General features: G+C 66.3%; 16 protein-coding genes. 13 read left to right on the top strand and 3 right to left on the bottom strand.

Annotated elements, in window-relative coordinates; translation table 11 throughout:
- Positions 1–196 precede the first annotated feature (196 nt).
- The 3 genes from CSC74_RS13560 (at position 197) to CSC74_RS13570 (ending at position 3,484) form a co-directional block, all read left to right on the top strand.
- Positions 197–2,173, top strand: a complete 1,977-nt coding sequence (locus tag CSC74_RS13560) for a UvrD-helicase domain-containing protein (protein WP_162315022.1) — start codon at positions 197–199, stop codon at positions 2,171–2,173.
- A gap of 173 nt (positions 2,174–2,346) precedes the next feature.
- Positions 2,347–2,733 (top strand): hypothetical protein, encoded by a 387-nt coding sequence (locus CSC74_RS13565; RefSeq protein ID WP_162315023.1) that lies wholly within the window; start codon positions 2,347–2,349, stop codon positions 2,731–2,733.
- 208 nt (positions 2,734–2,941) lie between these two features.
- On the top strand, positions 2,942–3,484 hold the full coding sequence (locus CSC74_RS13570) for a DinB family protein (RefSeq protein WP_162315024.1): 543 nt from the start codon (positions 2,942–2,944) through the stop codon (positions 3,482–3,484).
- A gap of 7 nt (positions 3,485–3,491) precedes the next feature.
- Here CSC74_RS13570 and CSC74_RS13575 read toward each other — a convergent pair whose 3' ends face one another.
- On the bottom strand, positions 3,492–4,169 hold the full coding sequence (locus tag CSC74_RS13575) for a YceH family protein (RefSeq protein WP_162315025.1): 678 nt from the start codon (positions 4,167–4,169) through the stop codon (positions 3,492–3,494).
- Between the two features lie 273 nt (positions 4,170–4,442).
- Between CSC74_RS13575 and CSC74_RS13580 the strand changes: the two genes are divergently transcribed.
- The 4 genes from CSC74_RS13580 to plsB all read left to right on the top strand — a co-directional run bounded on the left by CSC74_RS13580 (position 4,443) and on the right by plsB (position 10,096).
- Entirely contained in the window at positions 4,443–5,354 is a 912-nt protein-coding gene (locus CSC74_RS13580) for a 5'-nucleotidase, lipoprotein e(P4) family (RefSeq protein WP_162315026.1), read from the top strand.
- Positions 5,351–6,097: an orotidine-5'-phosphate decarboxylase gene (pyrF, locus tag CSC74_RS13585; protein ID WP_162315027.1), complete on the top strand. Its 747-nt coding sequence runs from the start codon at positions 5,351–5,353 to the stop codon at positions 6,095–6,097. The genes CSC74_RS13580 and pyrF overlap by 4 nt, the downstream gene beginning before the upstream one ends.
- 340 nt (positions 6,098–6,437) lie before the next feature.
- Positions 6,438–7,334: a hypothetical protein gene (locus CSC74_RS13590; protein WP_162315028.1), complete on the top strand. Its 897-nt coding sequence runs from the start codon at positions 6,438–6,440 to the stop codon at positions 7,332–7,334.
- A 128-nt stretch (positions 7,335–7,462) separates the two neighbouring features.
- The gene (plsB, locus tag CSC74_RS13595) at positions 7,463–10,096 is read left to right on the top strand and encodes a glycerol-3-phosphate 1-O-acyltransferase PlsB (protein WP_162315029.1); all 2,634 of its coding nucleotides are present in this window, start codon (positions 7,463–7,465) and stop codon (positions 10,094–10,096) included.
- Positions 10,097–10,099: 3 nt separating this feature from the next.
- On the opposite strand, the gene CSC74_RS13600 is transcribed toward plsB, so the two are convergent.
- Together CSC74_RS13600 and CSC74_RS13605 are read right to left on the bottom strand one after the other, a co-directional pair.
- On the bottom strand, positions 10,100–10,837 hold the full coding sequence (locus CSC74_RS13600; protein ID WP_162315030.1) for an N-acyl amino acid synthase FeeM domain-containing protein: 738 nt from the start codon (positions 10,835–10,837) through the stop codon (positions 10,100–10,102).
- Positions 10,838–11,234: 397 nt separating this feature from the next.
- Positions 11,235–11,477, bottom strand: a complete 243-nt coding sequence (locus CSC74_RS13605; protein ID WP_162315031.1) for a YdcH family protein — start codon at positions 11,475–11,477, stop codon at positions 11,235–11,237.
- Positions 11,478–11,508: 31 nt separating this feature from the next.
- Between CSC74_RS13605 and ttcA the strand changes: the two genes are divergently transcribed.
- The 6 genes from ttcA to CSC74_RS13635 all read left to right on the top strand — a co-directional run bounded on the left by ttcA (position 11,509) and on the right by CSC74_RS13635 (position 16,085).
- Entirely contained in the window at positions 11,509–12,390 is an 882-nt protein-coding gene (gene ttcA / locus CSC74_RS13610; RefSeq protein ID WP_211369648.1) for a tRNA 2-thiocytidine(32) synthetase TtcA, read from the top strand.
- Positions 12,391–12,505: 115 nt separating this feature from the next.
- A complete protein-coding gene (locus tag CSC74_RS13615; protein WP_162315033.1) occupies positions 12,506–13,411 on the top strand; it encodes a recombination-associated protein RdgC in 906 nt (301 codons plus the stop codon).
- Between the two features lie 80 nt (positions 13,412–13,491).
- Positions 13,492–13,860, top strand: coding sequence for a hypothetical protein (locus CSC74_RS13620; protein ID WP_162315034.1), 369 nt, complete (start codon positions 13,492–13,494; stop codon positions 13,858–13,860).
- A gap of 111 nt (positions 13,861–13,971) precedes the next feature.
- Positions 13,972–14,346: a hypothetical protein gene (locus CSC74_RS13625; RefSeq protein ID WP_162315035.1), complete on the top strand. Its 375-nt coding sequence runs from the start codon at positions 13,972–13,974 to the stop codon at positions 14,344–14,346.
- A gap of 226 nt (positions 14,347–14,572) precedes the next feature.
- The gene (locus tag CSC74_RS13630; protein ID WP_162315099.1) at positions 14,573–15,364 is read left to right on the top strand and encodes a M48 family metallopeptidase; all 792 of its coding nucleotides are present in this window, start codon (positions 14,573–14,575) and stop codon (positions 15,362–15,364) included.
- Positions 15,365–15,476: 112 nt separating this feature from the next.
- The gene (locus tag CSC74_RS13635) at positions 15,477–16,085 is read left to right on the top strand and encodes a hypothetical protein (RefSeq protein ID WP_162315036.1); all 609 of its coding nucleotides are present in this window, start codon (positions 15,477–15,479) and stop codon (positions 16,083–16,085) included.
- Positions 16,086–16,260 lie beyond the last annotated feature (175 nt).

Here is a 16,260-nt window from a genome sequence, read left to right on the forward strand (position 1 = left end):
CCCTACTGGACGCGCTGGCGCAACGATTCCAATGCCATGGGCTATTGCAGGGTGGCCCCGGAAGCCGGGTCCGGCCAGTGAAGCAAGTAATAGTGCTGTTCGGGCACGATCGGGTTCCCATCCGGGACCGCGCATCCCTTGTCGTGCGGCTGGGGCCGTGGCTTCAGTACAATGCGCGACCCCGCAGGCGGTTTCCATGCAAGGTCTCAACCCTCCACAACGCGACGCGGTCAGGCACTGCGACGGCCCCCTGCTGGTCCTGGCCGGCGCCGGCAGCGGCAAGACCCGGGTCATCATCGAGAAGATCGCGCATCTGGTGACTTCCGGGCGGATGCCGGCCAAGCGCATCGCCGCCATCACCTTCACCAACAAGGCGGCGAAGGAAATGCGCGAGCGCCTGGGCAAGCGTTTGAAGGGCGATGCGGCCGAGGGCCTGACCCTGTGCACCTTCCACGCGCTGGGCTTGAAGTTCCTGCAGATCGAGCATGCGTCGGTCGGCTTGAAGCGCGGCTTCTCGATCTTCGACGCCGACGACAGCAACGCGCAGATCAAGGACCTGATGCCGGGCGCGAAGAACGACGCGGTGGAAGCGGCGAAGAACCTGATCTCCCGCGCAAAGAACGCGGGGCTATCGCCGGAGGAAGCGCTGGCGGCTTCGAAGACAACGCGCGAACAGGAAGCAGCTAAGTTGTACGCGCGCTACCAGGCGCGGCTGTCCACGTTCAACGCGGTGGATTTCGACGACCTGATCCGCCTGCCGGTGCAGGTATTGGAGAACGACACCGAAATCGCCGCTGCCTGGCGCGAGCGCATCGGCTACCTGCTGGTGGACGAGTGCCAGGACACCAACGACGCGCAATACCGCTTGTTGAAAGTGCTGGCCGGCCCGCGCGGCGATTTCACCTGCGTGGGCGACGACGACCAGAGCATCTATGCCTGGCGCGGCGCCAATCCCGACAATCTCCTGCAGATGGCCGCCGACTATCCGGCGTTGCAGGTGATCAAGCTGGAGCAGAACTACCGTTGCAGCAACCGCGTGCTGCGCGCGGCCAACACGCTGATCGCCAACAATCCGCACGAGCATCCGAAGAAGCTGTGGAGCGACCAGCCCGACGGCGAACGCATCCGCGTGTGGGAATGCCGCGACAACGAGCACGAAGCGGAGAAGGTCGCCGCCGAAATATCGTTCCTGCACACCGCGCGCGATGCGCCGTGGAGCGATTTCTGCATCCTGTTCCGCGGCAACCACCAGTCGCGGCCGCTGGAGAAGGCGATGCAGCTGTTGCGCATCCCCTACCACCTGACCGGCGGCACCGCGTTCCTGGAACGCCAGGAAGTCAAAGACGCGCTGTCGTGGCTGCGGCTGGTGGTCAATCCCGACGACGACGCGGCGTTCCTGCGCGCGGTGCAGTCGCCCAAGCGCGAGGTCGGCGCGACTTCGCTGGCCAAACTCGCCGAGATGGCCCAGCACGCGCACCTGCCGATGTCGCGTGCGGCCGAATCGATGGGCGCGTTGAAGGCGTTGACGCCGCGTGCGGCCAATGGCCTGAACGCCTTCGTCGACATCCTCCGCGACTTGCGCAACCATTCCAAGCAACTCTCGGCGGCCGACCTGGTGCGGCGCCTGAGCGAACGTTCGGGATTGCTCGCCGAACTGCGCGCGCAGTGCAAGGACGATGCTTCGTTCGCGCGCCGACGCGGCAATCTGGACGAACTGGCCGACTGGTTCGAGGGCGCGCGCGGCGGCGGCAACGCCGGCGACCTGGCCGCGCAACTGGCGTTGCTGTCGCGCAACGACAAGGACGATGGCGGCAACCAGGTGCGGCTGATGAGCCTGCACGCGGCCAAGGGCCTGGAGTTCCGTTACGTCTTCATCGTCGGTTGCGAGGACGGCACCCTGCCGCACGAGATGAGCATCGATGAAGGCAACCTGGCCGAGGAACGCCGCCTGATGTACGTCGGCATCACCCGCGCCAAGCAGGCCCTGTACCTCAGCCACAACCGCGAGACGCGCCGCTTCGGCGACCGCATCCGCCTGAAGCCCAGCCGCTTCCTCGACGAACTGCCGCAATCGGAACTGCAGCGCGACGGCGCCGATCCGGAAGCCGATGCGGCCAACAAGAAGGAAAGGGCGAGTGCCGGACTGGCGGCGATCCAGGCGTTGTTCGATTGAACCAACACCTCTGTAGAGCCGAGCTTGCTCGGCTGCTTTTTGATTGAGCACCAAGAGCAGCCGAGCAAGCTCGGCTCTACGCCTCGAAGGAAGTCCCCTGGGGGTAAAGCCATGAGCATCCGGTCGTCGCTGCGGTACGCTGGGCACCCTCGTTGACCGATCGCGCGAATGCCATGACCCGATCCAGTCCCGCCTGGTTGCTGATCGCCTTCCTCATCGCCTTCATCGGCGTGGGTTTCCGCTATTGGCAGATTCCCTACTCCGAGGTGTCGTTGCCCGGCTCGTTGTACGGCCCGGGACTGGTGGCCGTCGGCGTGGTCGCGCTGATGGCGCGCGCGTTCGGCCTGGCGCGCTTCTGGAAGGTGTGGCTGTCGATCGCCGCTTCCGTGCCGCTCGCGGTATTGGTGCGGGTTGTCGTGGAAACCAGCCGCGATCCGGCTTCGCACAACCTGTGGCCACTGGAACTCGGCATCGCCGCGGCGCTCGGGCTGGGTTGCGCGCTGGTCGGCACGCTGCTGGGCAGCCTGTTCCTGCTCCGCAGCAGCAAGCGGCCGGCCTGAGGTGTTCAAGCTCCCCCGGTGCGCGGGTGGCGCTGTACAGGATCTACGCCATGGCCAAGGGCGAAGTGGTGTCCGGGCGGGACCCGGCGCACGCACGGTGCTGCATAGCGAATCGCCACGCTGTTTCTGGTGCGTCATCATCTATGCCGGGCTGACGCCTGCCCTGGCTTTTCTTTCCTGAGCCCTCCCGCGTCCGCTACCTGCAATCATGACCGAGCAATCCCACTTCGCCCTGCTGGCCGATTACAACCGGTGGATGAACCGGAAACTTTACGCCGCGGCCGCGACCCTGGACGCGGATGCGCTGGCGCAGGATCGTGGCGCATTCTTCGGCTCGATCCTGGGTACGCTCAACCACCTGGTCGTCGCCGACACGATCTGGCTCAAGCGCTTCGCCTCGCACCCGGCGCATGTGCGGACGCTTCGTGCCTTGGCGGAAGTGCCTTTACCCAACGCACTGGATGCTGTTCCGTTCCCCGATTTCGCCGCGTTGCGGACGCACCGCGAATGGCTTGACGCACTGATCGTCGATTGGACGCGGACGGCGCCCGAAGGCGGCTGGAACCAGGTGTTGTCCTACGGCAACACGCGCGGAGTGCCATTTCGCAAGCGCATGGATCTGCTGATGCTGCATTTCTTCAACCACCAGACCCACCACCGCGGTCAGGCGACCACCTTGCTCAGCCAGGCCGACGTGGACGTGGGCGAAACCGATTTGCGGGCGCTGCTTCCGGACGAAGCCGAGGACTGAACGCGCTTCAGGTGTCGCGATCCGCACTCAATGCGGCAATCGCCGCGCGCAATTCCGCCACTTCGTTTTCCAGCGCCTGCACCCGCGCCTCCAAGGCGGGCGACACGGCTTCACCCGAGGACGAAGATGAGGATGCGGACGAGGCGATCCGCGCCGTGACCGCCGCCACGTCCACCGCACCGCTGAGCAGGTGCACGTAGCGGTCTTCGCGCTGGCCGGGGCCGCGCGGGATCTGCTGCACCAGCGCCGGCTGGCGCTGGATCAGGCGATCGAGATGATGGCGCACGTCCTCGGCATCGTTGAACGTGGCCAGGCGCTCGCTGCGCGCCAGCAGTTCGTGCACGGTCTGCGGGCCGCGCAGCAACAGCAGGCCGACCAGGGTGAGTTGCTGCTTCGACAGGTCCAGGGTCTTGTCGGCGCGATGCTCGTAGCGTTCGGCGCGCGAGGAGAACACCTGCCTGGCCAGGCCCTTGGCTTCCAGTTGGCGCAGCGCGTGGTTCACATCGCCCGTGTTCAGGGCCATGATCGGATCGCGAGCGGTCTTCTGGTTGGCCGCGACCTGGGCGGCGTTGACGGTCAGCGGATAGGCGTCGGGCGTGGTCGCTTCCTTCTCGATCAGGCAACCCAGCACGCGCGCTTCGGCGATCGTCAGCACCAGGCTCGCGGTTTCGTCGGTGTTATCCATGTGCAGGCATCCCTTGAACAGCGCGCAAGGATAGCGGAGTGCGCACGGAAGCGGCCGTGGGAGCGGCGTCCCGCCGCGAGCTCCTGATCCTGTCCTTGTGGCCCGGCTTCTCGATTCAGAACAGAAACGAAAACAGGAGCAAGAACAAAGCGAAAGCAAAGGCTCGCGGCGGGACGCCGCTCCCACGACGCCGCTCCCACAAAAGCCGCTCCCACGTTCGGCCGTCATCCGCAGCCGGTAAACTGCGCAGGTTCCCCAGCCGAAGCCGAATCCATGCGCCTGCTCGTCCTTGCCGCCTGCACCGCCCTCGCCCTGTCCGCCTGCAAGCGCACCGAAGCACCCGCGAATGCGGCGATGCCCGTCGCTGCGACGCCGTCGCAAACTCCAGCCCCGGCGGCCGCAACTTCCGCCAATCCACCCCATGACAACCTCAACGCCGTGGCCTGGGTGCAGACCTCGGTGGAATACAAGGCGCTCAGCGAGCAGACCTACCGCGCCGCCGCCGACCACCTGGACCAGGCGCTGAAGGAAAAGAACTGGGATGCGCTGGTGCCGGAGGAGCGCGGCAACGCCGCCACCGGACTGAAACCGGCAGTGGTGATGGACGTGGACGAGACCGTGCTGGACAACTCGCCTTACCAGGCGCGCCTGGTCCGCGACGGCACCGATTACGACGAGGTCAGCTGGGACCAGTGGGTGGCGGAGAAGAAAGCCAAGCCCCTGCCCGGCGTGGTCGACTTCGCCAGGGCCGCCACCGCCAAGGGCGTGACCGTGCTCTATATCTCCAATCGCGCGGTGCACCTGGAGCAAGCCACCCTGGCCAACCTCAAGGCGGTGGGCCTGCCGGTGGCCAAGGACGTATTCCTTGGCCTGGGCACGGTGGTCGAGGGCTGCGAACAGAATGGCAGCGAAAAGAATTGCCGGCGCAGGCTGGCCGGACAGAAATACCGGGTGCTGATGCAGTTCGGCGACCAGATCGGCGATTTCGTCCAGGTCGTGGCCAATACCCGCGAGGGTCGCGACCAGTTGTATGGCGAATACCACGACTGGTTCGGCGAGCGCTGGTGGATGCTGCCCAACCCGACCTACGGTTCGTGGGAACCGGCGTTGTTCAACAACGACTGGGCCCAGCCCAGGGAAGCTCGGCGCCAGGCCAAGCGCGAGGCGCTGGACTACGCGCCATGAGCGGGCGCGCCGCCTTGCAGTTGGGCGAACGCGAACGCCTGATCTTCGCCCTGGACGCTCCCGGCCGCGAGCAGGCGCTGGCCTGGGTGGACCGGCTGGGCGACGCGGTCGGGTTCTACAAGATCGGCATGGAGCTGCTGGCCTCGGGCGACTACTTCACCGTGCTGGACGAACTGGCGCGCCGCGACAAGCGGATCTTCGTCGACCTGAAGTTCTTCGATATCCCGGCTACGGTGGCCGGGGTAATCCGCGGGCTGGCGCGCTGGCCGGTCAGCTTCTGCACGATCCACGGCTGGCATGCCGGGATGATGCAGGCCGCCGCCGAAGCCCGTGACGGCGCCCCCGGATCAAGTCCGGGGCAGGCTCTGCGCCTGCTGGCGGTCACCGTGCTGACTTCAATGGATGGGAACGACCTTAAACAATTAGGGATTTCCGGCGAAACGGCAGACATCGTCGTCGAAAGAGCCTGGGCCGCCAAGACGTCGGGAATCGATGGCGTGATCGCCTCGGGTCAGGAAGCCGGACTGATCCGGGCCGCCTGCGGCCCGGATTTCTCGATCGTCTGCCCCGGCATCCGCCCCGGCGGCCCGGTCGGCGACGACCAGAAACGCACGGTGGGCGTGGCCGAGGCCTTCGCCCGTGGCGCCGATGCCATTGTGGTCGGGCGCCCGATCAGCCAGGCCGCCGATCCGCGCGCGGCCGCTGAAGCGATTCAGGTTGAAATTTCCTCTTCATTCAAATAAATCAATAGCTTGAATCAATTTACTTGAGGTGTTGCATTAGGTTTACGTGAAGGTTAGGATGGCTGCATCCGGTTTCGGCCGGAGCTGTGCCACAACAATGTCTTCCGGCTTCGGCCGGCTTCGGGAGGCCCCAACAGGCCTCCCTTTTTGTTGGCCCGTTTGTAGGAGCGGGCCTTGCCCGCGATGCTTTTCGGCCGGCTCGCAAAAACGCATCGCGGGCAAGGCCCGCTCCTACACGAGCACATTGACGCTGATCGTCCTTGCCAAGCCGTGCGCCACTTCCTTGCCCCTGCCCGGCCCATGCCGCCAAGATGCCCGGGCATCAAGGGGAATCGCCACCATGCCGTTGCGGGGAATCACGACGCTGTTGTTGTGCGGATTGCTGGTCGCAGCCGGCTGCCAGCGCACGCCTGCGCCTGCAGCCGTGGCCGAAACAACCGCCAGCGAACCGGCGGCCGCGGTCCAGCGCCTGGCCCGGCACCTGCATGACAACGACCTGGTCGGTTTCGCCCGCGACGCCATCCCGCCGGCCGAATACGCCGGCCTGGAAACCGCCTGGCGCGAAGGCCGCAGCCGCTGGCCGCTGACCGAGCTGCCGCTGGACGAGCAACTGGAGCCCCTCCTGGCCGCGCTGGCCGCGCCGGGTTCGGAGCGCAGCCTGCAGCAGGGCTTCAAGCGCAATTTCGCCAACCAGGACAAGGATCTGCGCGACGCCGCGCGCTCGCTGGGCTCGTTCGGGGTGCAATACGTGAAGCGCGAGGGCGTCTATACCGCCGAGGAGCGCGCGCACTACGCCCAGGTGATCACCGCACTCAGCGAATGGGGCGCGCAGGCGCCGCTGGGCGATCCGAAGCGCATGGCGGCGGCCATTTCGAAACTGGCGGCAGCGGCGCGCAGGACCGGGCTGACCAGCGAGCAGGTGCTGCGCGAGGCCGGCATGAGCGAAAGCCTGCGCCGGTTGGGGCCGTTCTTCGCCCAGGCCAAGGCCAGCCTGGCCAGCTACGGCCTGTCGCTGGACCGCAGCCTCTCCGGATTGCGCACCGAATTGATCGAACAAAAGGGCGACCTGGCCCGGGTCCGCATCCACTACCCGCTGGACAAGCGCGAGATCGACACCGTGGTCAGCTTGCGGCGCCGTGACGGGCACTGGTATCTGGTCGATCACCTGCGCCACGCCGAGCAGGCGCTGGCGATGCCGGCCGGGGAAACCCCCGAGACGCCAGCAAAGCCCGACTGAGCGGCGCGTAGGGGCGCCCCTTGGGCGCGATGCCCTTCGACCAGCTCGTTCAAGGGCATCGCGGGCAAGGCCCGCTCCTACGCCGCTCCACGATGCCGCGGGTCGCGTTCGCAAGCCGCTGGGCCATAATGTCGCCGATGCCTGAACAGAATCCGCTGCCCTTTCCGGACGAGCCGTCCTCGCCGCCGCCCGCGCCGTCGCCGGAGCCTTCCGCACCAGAACCCAAGACGGCGCTGGCTGTGTCGCCTGCACCCGCCCGCACGACCAAGCGCCCCCTGTGGGCCAGGCTGATGAGCAAGCTGGCCGACCCGTGGCTGACCCTGAACATCGAACCGGAAGACCCGCGCCAGCAGATCGACGCGCGCCCGGTCTGCTACGTGCTGGAAGACTACGGGCTATCCAATGCGCTGATCCTGGACCGCGCCTGCCGCGATGCCGGCCTGCCTTCGCCGCTGGTGCCGCTGCCCGGCGATCCGCTGGGGCGCAAACGCGCGTACGTGGCCCTGTCGCGGCGCAACGCCAGCGCGCTGATTCCGGAACCGGGCAGCCACAAGACCCATTCCGGCTCGCTGGCCCGGCTGCTGCAGGCGCATCGCGCCCAGCCCGAGCTGGACGTGCAACTGGTCCCGGTGTCGATCTTCGTCGGCCGCGCCCCGGACAAGGCCAGCGGCTGGTTCTCGGTGCTGTTCTCGGAAAACTGGACCATCGTCGGCCGCTTCCGCCGCCTGCTGGCGATCCTGCTGAACGGCCGCGACACCATCGTGCGTTTCGCCGCGCCGGTGTCGATCCGCGACAGCCTCGCCGAGGACCTGCCGCCGGAACGCACCGTGCGCAAACTCTCGCGCGTACTGCGCGCCCACTTCCACCGGATCCGCGAAGCGGTGATCGGCCCCGACCTCTCCACCCGCCGCCTGCTGGTGGACAAGGTGCTGGCCGCCGATCCGGTGCGCGAAGCCATCGCCAGCCAGTCCCGGCGCGACAACACCAAGCCCGAGGACGCGTGGAAGAAGGCCCATGCCTACGCCTGGGAAATCGCCGCGGACTATTCCAACCCGGTGGTGCGCTCGGCCAGTTTCCTGCTGTCGCACGTCTGGAACCGCATCTACGACGGCATGCTGGTCCACCACCTGGACAAGTTCAAGGAAGCCGCGCCCGGGCATGAAGTGGTGTACGTGCCCTGCCACCGCAGCCACATGGATTACCTGGTGCTGTCGTACCTGCTGTACGAACGCGGCATCGTGCCGCCGCACATCTTCGCCGGGATCAACCTCAACCTGCCGGTGATCGGCGGCATCCTGCGCAAGGGCGGCGCGTTCTTCGCCCGCCGCAGCTTCCGCGGCAATGCGCTGTACTCGGCGGTGTTCCGCGAATACATGGCGCAACTGGTCTCCGGCGGCTATTCGATCGAGTACTTCATCGAAGGCGGGCGCTCGCGCACCGGGCGCCTGCTGCCGCCGAAAGCCGGCACCCTGGCGATGACCGTGCGCGCCTACCTGCGCCAGCCGACCCGGCCGGTGCTGTTCCAGCCGGTGTACATCGGCTACGAGAAGCTGATGGAGGGCAACAGCTACCTCGACGAACTCACCGGCAAGCCCAAGGAAAAGGAATCGATCTGGGCGCTGCTGTGGAGCATCCCCAGGATCCTGCGGCAGAACTACGGCCAGGTGGTGGTCAACTTCGGCGAGCCGATCCTGCTCAACGACGTGCTGGCCGAACATGGGCCGGAGTGGCAGGGCGAAGCGGTGGCCGAGGAAGAGAAGCCGGCGTGGCTGTCGACCGCCATCGATGCCCTGGCCCAGCGGATCCAGGTCAACATCAACCGCGCCGCCGACGTGAACCCGATCAACCTGCTGGCGCTGGCGCTGCTGTCCACGCCCAAGCATGCGATGGGCGAAGCCGACCTGGTCGCGCAGATCGAACTGTGCAAGACCCTGCTGTCGGACATGCCCTATTCGGACCGGGTCACCGTGACCCCGCACTCGCCCGAACGGATCATCGCCCATGGCGTGGAGATCAACGTCCTGCAACGCATCCAGCATCCGCTGGGCGACGTGCTGGACGTGGTCAGCGAAGACACCGCGGTGCTGATGAGCTACTACCGCAACAATGTGCTGCATCTGTTCACCGCGGCGGCGTGGATCGCCTGCTGCTTCCAGAACAACCGGCGCATGGTCCGGCAGCGGGTGATCAAGCTGGGCCGCACGCTGTACCCGTTCCTGCAGCAGGAGCTGTTCCTGCCGTGGAACGAGGACGAGTTCGCCGAGCGCATCGACCGCACCATCGACGTGTTCGTGCGCGAAGGCCTGCTGGAGCAGGTCAACGAGGACGATGGCGGCATCCTGCAGCGCAACGCCGGCCAGACCGACGAAGTGTTCCGCCTGCGCGCGATCGGCCATTCGTTGCAGCAGGCCTTCGAGCGTTATTACATCGCGATCTCGGTACTGGTGAAGAACGGCCCCGGCGTGCTCGGCGCGGCCGAGCTGGAAAGCCTGTGCCAGCAGGCCGCGCAGCGCCTGAGCCTGCTGTACGCGCCGGCCGCGCCCGAGTTCTTCGACAAGACCCTGTTCCGCAGCTTCATCCAGAAACTGCGCGAGCTGAAACTGGTGTGGCCGGACGAAAACAGCAAGCTGGTGTTCGACGAGCACCTGGATGCCTGGGCCAAGGACGCCAAGGTCATCCTCGGCCGCGAACTTCGCCACACCATCGAGCGGGTCAGCCCGGAAGCGGCGAAGCCGGAAGCGGAGACGACCAGCCCCGACTGAGTTTCAGTCGGCCAGCCTGAAGGTCCGCCGCATCCACGCCAGCGGAGCCGCCGCCGCGGCGGGATCGCGGACCAGGTGTTGCAGCGGCGAATCGCATTCGCGCAGGTGCGCCGCATCTTCCAGCACCAGCAGCATGCGCAGCACCGCGTCGCCGTTGGGCAGGATCGCCGGCGGCAGGTATTCGCGGAAACCGTAGTATTCGAACAACCCATGCAGCGAGGGCGCGCAGGCGGCCAGGCCGAAACGGATTCCGCGCTCGAGCGCGTAGCGGTAGGTTTCTTCGATCAGCGCGTCGCTCATGCCCTTGACCCGCTGCTCGGACTGCACCGCCAATTGCGTGCCGACCGCGACCTGCGACAGCGGCCAGGCGCGGGCGAAATCGTCGATCTGGAACAGGCGGCCGTATTCCACCTGCACCGTCAGCGCGTCGAAATCGTGGATCCGCAAGGTGCCCACGGCCCGCGCGCCGCTTTCGACCACGATGACCGTGCCGCTGCCATCCAGGCCGTCGACGATGCGCCGGCTGTCTTCGCGCTGCTGGCCCTGTTCGTGGAAATAGACCTCGCGGCGCAGGCGCTGCACGTCGCCCAGCGGTTGGCCGGGCAGGATCCGCCGGACCCGCAAAGCCTGCCCCGGACTCGATCCGGGAGCCTGGTCCTGCGGCTTCATCGCGTGCGACAGCCCGCGATGTCCGGGATCGGACACGGCCAGCCTCGGCGCGGATGCAGCGTTGTCATTCACCTGTTTTCCCCTGTGCCGGAGCCTGGCCGGCGGACTGTCGTCCGCGGGGGTCAGGTTCCCTCGCCAGGATTACGCAAGCATCGGGCCAACTTCAGGGGTGCCCGGTGGACCGTATATCTTCCGACAGAGGCCGGATATCGGGCGTCGGCAGCGGCTACGGAAACGAGGAGTGACGCGCTACGTCAGTAAGCAACTGCGATTGGGATTTGAAAAAGCCACGCTCTGCCTCTCCCATGCGCAGCAGAGCCCGCCCTCGCGAAGGCGGGGGGAGGATCGAGGAGGGGTGCTTTTGATGTTGCTTGCTTTTCATCAACTGCATAGATACCCGAGCAAGCCTTCCCTCTCAGCCATCCGAAGGCGGTTTCGAGCTCCCTTGCTACGCAAGGGAGGGACTCGTTCAAGCGGGTTCGTCGGGAATCAGCGCGCTTTCCAGCCGCGAGATGCAGTCCTTCAGCCACAGCTTGCGCTTCTTCAGGCGCTTGATCGACAGCTCGTCGGCCTGGATATCGGCGATCAGGCGGTCGATCTCGGCGTCGAGATTGCGGTGCTCGAGCTTGAGCTCGGACACCCGCTGGTTGATCTCGGAAAAGCTCAAGGATTCCACGTCGCCAGCGTACACCGCAGCGGGCGCAGCCGTCATCGCGGGCGCGGCCGCTACAATGGAGCGCTCGATGAATGCCGTCCCGTCCCCGCCCGCCGCCCTGCGCGATCCCGTTTCCCGCCCCGCCCCCGGCGTGGATGCGAAGCGTGGCTTGCGCCTGCGCCACCAGGTCGGCCAGGCCATAGCCGACTACGGCATGATCGGCGCCGGCGACAAGGTCATGGTCTGCCTGTCCGGCGGCAAGGACAGCTACACCCTGCTGGACATGCTGTTGCAGTTGCAGAAGAAGGCGCCGGTGGATTTCGAACTGGTCGCCGTGCACCTGGACCAGAAACAGCCCGGCTACGACGCCCGGGTCCTGCCAGACTACCTGCGCCGGCTCGGCGTGCCGTTCCAGATCATCGAACAGGACACCTATTCGGTGGTCAGCCGGGTGATCCCGGAAGGCCGCACGATGTGCTCGCTGTGTTCGCGCCTGCGGCGCGGCGCCCTGTATGCGCATGCCGAGGCCAATGGCTTCACCAAAATCGCCCTGGGCCACCACCGCGACGACATCGTGGCGACGTTCTTCCTCAATCTGTTCTTCCACGCCAAGCTCAGCGGCATGCCGCCCAAGCTGCTCAGCGACGACGGCGAACACGTGGTGATACGTCCGCTCGCTTACGTCAGCGAAACCGAGATCGCCGAACACGCGCAGGCCATGGCCTTTCCGATCATCCCTTGCGACCTGTGCGGCTCGCAGGACAACCTGCAGCGCAAGCAGGTGCAGAAGATGATGGCCGCGTGGGAAGCCGAAACCCCCGGCCGCATCGACCAGATCGCACGCGCGCTGGCACGGGTGGAGCCGTCGCAGCTGGCGGATCCCAAGCTGTTCGATTTCCTCGGTCTGGGCCCGAGGAATGAAGCCGTCGCCTTGTCGCAAGCCGGAGCCCGGATTCCAGACAACGGCTAGCGGGATCCCGGCATACGCCGGAACGACGTCCCGAAGGTTCATTTCCCCGCTTCCCCTCACTCCTCGTTCCTCGTTACTCGTTACTCGCCCCTCACCCACTCCTCCCGGATCCTAGATGTTCTTTCGCAACCTGACCCTGTTCCGCTTCCCCACCACCCTCGATTTCTCCCAGCTCGACACCCTGCTCCCCGAAATGATCCTCAAACCCGTCGGCGCGCTGGACATGTCCTCGCGCGGCTTCGTGCCGCCGTTCGGGCGCGGCGACGACGTGCTGGCGCATCGCAGCGGCAATTCGCTGTGGCTGACCGTGGGCGGCGAGGACAAGATCCTGCCCGGCTCGGTGGTCAACGACCTGCTGGCCAAGAAACTGGCCGAGATCGAAGAGAAGGAAGGCCGCAAGCCCGGCGGCCGCACCCGCAAGCGCCTGAAGGAAGACCTGCTGCACGAACTGCTGCCGCGCGCGTTCGTGAAGCCGTCGCGCACCGACGCCCTGCTCGATCTGGAGCATGGTTTCGTCGCCGTCGATACTTCGTCGCGCAAGAACGCCGAGACCGTGGTCTCGGAGATCCGCCATGCGATGGGCAGCTTCCCGGCCCTGCCGCTGAATGCGGAAGTCGCGCCGCGCTCGATCCTGACCGGCTGGATCGCCGGCGAACCGATGCCCGAGGGCCTGGCCCTGGGCGAGGAATGCGAACTGAAGGATGCGATGGACGGCGGCGCGGTGGTCAAGTGCCAGAACCAGGACCTGCAGGGCGACGAGATCGCCAAGCACCTGGAAGCCGGCAAGCAGGTCACCCGCCTGGCCCTGACCCTGGACGACCACCTGTCCTTCGTCCTCGGCGAGGACCTGGTGATCCGCAAGCTGAAGTTCCTCGACGGCGCCGTCGACCAGCTGGAAAACAGCGAGCAGGAAGACCTGCGCGCCGAACTCGCCGCGCGTTTCGCGTTGATGAGCGGCGAGGTGAAGCGGCTGTTCGTGGTGCTGGAGGCGGCGCTGAAGCTGAGCAAGGCCGAGGCTTGACGGGAATCCGCCCGCCGCGACGCTTCCGTCCCCGGCTGCGTACTATCTGGGATTCCGACCCCCGTTAAGGAGATAGGCAGATGAAGACCACGCTGAAGTCCGCAATCCTGTTGTCCCTGCTGGTTCCCTCCCTCGCCATGGCGGGGGAAGCCAAGACTGACGCACCGGTGGTACCCGGCGTGATGACCGCCGTCGGCTACAAGTTCGCCAACCAATGCAGCGACGAGGCATTTGCCAGGGCCGACGACCATGATCGGCTGGCGAGGAAATGCGTCCGCCTGTTGGCGTGGTGGCGCGAACAAGCCGAGCTGCGTGTCCGGCAGCATGCGAATCCACGCCTCGTGGCGGTTGAGGTCGCTTCCGCCGACCGCGGCGCCGACCTTGCATTCGACACCGTCGCCGCATTCCGCAACGCCCCTTTGCTGTTCAGCGTCGGCGCCAGCCGCTGAGCCCGCACGTTAATTTGCTTGCCTGTGCCGTGGTTTGACTGGACCCCGGCACAGGTGTAGGTTCGATTACAGGGTCGCTGGATAACTGGAATAACTGGATAAGGAGTTCACATGAAGCTGCTCACCTGCACTGCCCTGGTCACGATCCTGCTCCCCGCAATAGCCATGGCGACCGAGTCCAACGCACCGCAAACGCAAGCGCTGGCGCTACCCGACACGATGACGATTTCCGGCCAGCAATTCGCCAGCCGATGCTCGGACGAATCCTTCGCCAAGGCGACTTCGCGCAAATGGCTCGCCGACCAGTGCGAAGCCTTGCTGGCGAGGTGGCAAGAGGAGTCCAGGTGCCAGGATCCGGCCAATTCGCGGCAGGACTGCGTGGTGATCGACAACAGCAAGCCCAGTGCGCTGGCGCTACGCGGTATTCCGAAGTATCCACCGAGCGCTCCAGCGAGCCGTCCAGCGAGCCGTCCCGCCTCGCGGTAGAGGCCAGGCCGGAAGGCAGAGCGCCTGTTTGTGGTGCTCGAAACCGCATTGAAGTTGGCAAGGCGAAAGCCTGAAGTTCTGTCCCAAAAAGGACTTCCATCGGTGCATAGGTCCGGGCTTGCCCGGATGCTTTTCGCGAAGATCAGGAGCGTCCGGGCAGGCTCGGATCCACAAGGAATGCGGATCGTGGCTTGACTGGCGCGGGAATTCGCACATGCTTCATGCCATGCCCGGCCTGTTCCAACGCCTGATCGCGCCAAAGCCCCGAGCGGTCGAGCGCGATTCGATTCCCCTTGCCCTCCACGACGGACGCAGCGTCGACATCCAGCGTGTGCGCGACCCGCGCGCCAAGCGCATCAAGCTGAGCGTGGACGAACGCGGCGCGCGACTGACTTTGCCGATGCGCGCCAGCCTGGTGTCCGGCGATCGCTTCCTGCACGAGCATCGGCAGTGGCTGTCGATGCAGCTGGAGAAATACTCGAGCGACGACGATCTGCCGGGGCTGGTCCGCGATCGGACGGCCAGCCTGCCCTTGCGGGGCGAAGCAGTGGCACTGCATTGGCACGAAGGCCGCTATGCCCGGCTCAGCCACGATGCCGGCACCGGCCTGCTGCATTTCCACGCTCCCCTGCGCGCCAGCGAGGCGACCCTGCGCCGTGCCCTGCGCGAGTTCTACGAAGCCGAAGCGCGCGCCGACATCGGCCGCTGGCTGCCGAAGTACCTGCCCTCGCTGCCGCGGGCGCCGGCCCGGATCCGGCTCAAGGTGATGTCTTCGCAATGGGGCTCATTGAGCCCGGATGGTTCGCTGGCCCTGGACCTGGCCCTGGTGCTGGGCTCGGCGTCCGCGTTCGAATACGTGCTGGTGCACGAGCTCTGCCACCTGCTCCATGCCAACCACGGCGCCGCCTTCTGGCGGGAGGTCGAGGCGCGATCCCCCGCCTGGCGGGCCGAACGCGACTATTTCCATGCCGAAGGCCGCCGACTGAAGGCGACCCTGCGTCGCCTGCTGGGGTCGTAATCCCTATTCAGCGGGATCGGGCACCCAGAGAGCCGATTCCGGGGTACTATTTTTGTGCAGGGGATCACACTTTACGTTCGGGCCGGATCGGGCGCGGACCAGGAGCATCGGCATGGCCGTGGGATCCAGCCACTGGATGGACCGGTTGCGCAGCGTGGAATCAGGCGACCCTTCCTGGCATGCAACGTTCGCGCCCGACACCGGGCCGGAATCTATCGATGTCGTCAACGCGCGCAATGCGCTGCGCTACCGACGCAGCTTGATGCAGGACGCATCGCTGCCCTTGCTCAAGCCGCCGCGCAGGAATGTGTCCTTCAGCACGCGCGTCCCCAGACGGGTCGCGTTGGCGGTGATCATGGTCAGCCTCGGTGCGATCCTGAGTTATGGCGGCAGTGTCTACACCAGCCAGCCTTTGCTGTTGGCCGGATTCGCCTGCGCGCTGGTTGGCGTGCTGGCCGGTTGCATCGCTCTGGCGACCCTGCTCGATTTCGGCATGGCCAACCGCGCCGGTACGCTGGACACCCCGGCACAATGGCAGCGCGCCAGCACCGAGCAGATCGCGGCGATGAAGCGTGCGGCCCGTGCCGACCCCGAGCTGGGCAACCTGATCGACGACTGGTGGAAGGATCCCGCGCCAATCAGCCGGCATGACGTTGCCCTGGTGCTTGCCTTCCAGAAAGCCAGGGCGATCGCCGCGCGAACGGAGTCCACCTTGCACTGAGTGGGACACGCATCCAACGACATGGGGCGGGCGTAGGAGCGACGTAAGTCGCGACCGGATCCAGCCCGTGGTCCCGGGAGCACCGCGGGAAGGACCGGGAACCTATCCGCGATGCGAAGCAGCGGCGGATCCGCGGATGTCTGATCAAGAGAGCGGCTTACAGTCGCGACTTACG

Origin of the sequence: Pseudoxanthomonas yeongjuensis (assembly GCF_010093345.1) — a bacterium.
In the GTDB taxonomy this organism is placed as follows: domain Bacteria; phylum Pseudomonadota; class Gammaproteobacteria; order Xanthomonadales; family Xanthomonadaceae; genus Pseudoxanthomonas_A; species Pseudoxanthomonas_A yeongjuensis.

What these genes read in the sequence shown, in the direction of transcription:
- CSC74_RS13560 (WP_162315022.1), top strand. Translation starts at nt 197, where the DNA reads ATGCAAGGTCTCAACCCTCCACAACGCGACGCGGTCAGGCACTGCGAC.
- CSC74_RS13565 (WP_162315023.1), top strand. Translation starts at nt 2,347, where the DNA reads ATGACCCGATCCAGTCCCGCCTGGTTGCTGATCGCCTTCCTCATCGCC.
- CSC74_RS13570 (WP_162315024.1), top strand. Translation starts at nt 2,942, where the DNA reads ATGACCGAGCAATCCCACTTCGCCCTGCTGGCCGATTACAACCGGTGG.
- CSC74_RS13575 (WP_162315025.1), bottom strand. Translation starts at nt 4,169, where the DNA reads ATGGATAACACCGACGAAACCGCGAGCCTGGTGCTGACGATCGCCGAA.
- CSC74_RS13580 (WP_162315026.1), top strand. Translation starts at nt 4,443, where the DNA reads ATGCGCCTGCTCGTCCTTGCCGCCTGCACCGCCCTCGCCCTGTCCGCC.
- pyrF (WP_162315027.1), top strand. Translation starts at nt 5,351, where the DNA reads ATGAGCGGGCGCGCCGCCTTGCAGTTGGGCGAACGCGAACGCCTGATC.
- CSC74_RS13590 (WP_162315028.1), top strand. Translation starts at nt 6,438, where the DNA reads ATGCCGTTGCGGGGAATCACGACGCTGTTGTTGTGCGGATTGCTGGTC.
- plsB (WP_162315029.1), top strand. Translation starts at nt 7,463, where the DNA reads ATGTCGCCGATGCCTGAACAGAATCCGCTGCCCTTTCCGGACGAGCCG.
- CSC74_RS13605 (WP_162315031.1), bottom strand. Translation starts at nt 11,477, where the DNA reads ATGACGGCTGCGCCCGCTGCGGTGTACGCTGGCGACGTGGAATCCTTG.
- ttcA (WP_211369648.1), top strand. Translation starts at nt 11,509, where the DNA reads ATGAATGCCGTCCCGTCCCCGCCCGCCGCCCTGCGCGATCCCGTTTCC.
- CSC74_RS13615 (WP_162315033.1), top strand. Translation starts at nt 12,506, where the DNA reads ATGTTCTTTCGCAACCTGACCCTGTTCCGCTTCCCCACCACCCTCGAT.
- CSC74_RS13620 (WP_162315034.1), top strand. Translation starts at nt 13,492, where the DNA reads ATGAAGACCACGCTGAAGTCCGCAATCCTGTTGTCCCTGCTGGTTCCC.
- CSC74_RS13625 (WP_162315035.1), top strand. Translation starts at nt 13,972, where the DNA reads ATGAAGCTGCTCACCTGCACTGCCCTGGTCACGATCCTGCTCCCCGCA.
- CSC74_RS13630 (WP_162315099.1), top strand. Translation starts at nt 14,573, where the DNA reads ATGCCCGGCCTGTTCCAACGCCTGATCGCGCCAAAGCCCCGAGCGGTC.
- CSC74_RS13635 (WP_162315036.1), top strand. Translation starts at nt 15,477, where the DNA reads ATGGCCGTGGGATCCAGCCACTGGATGGACCGGTTGCGCAGCGTGGAA.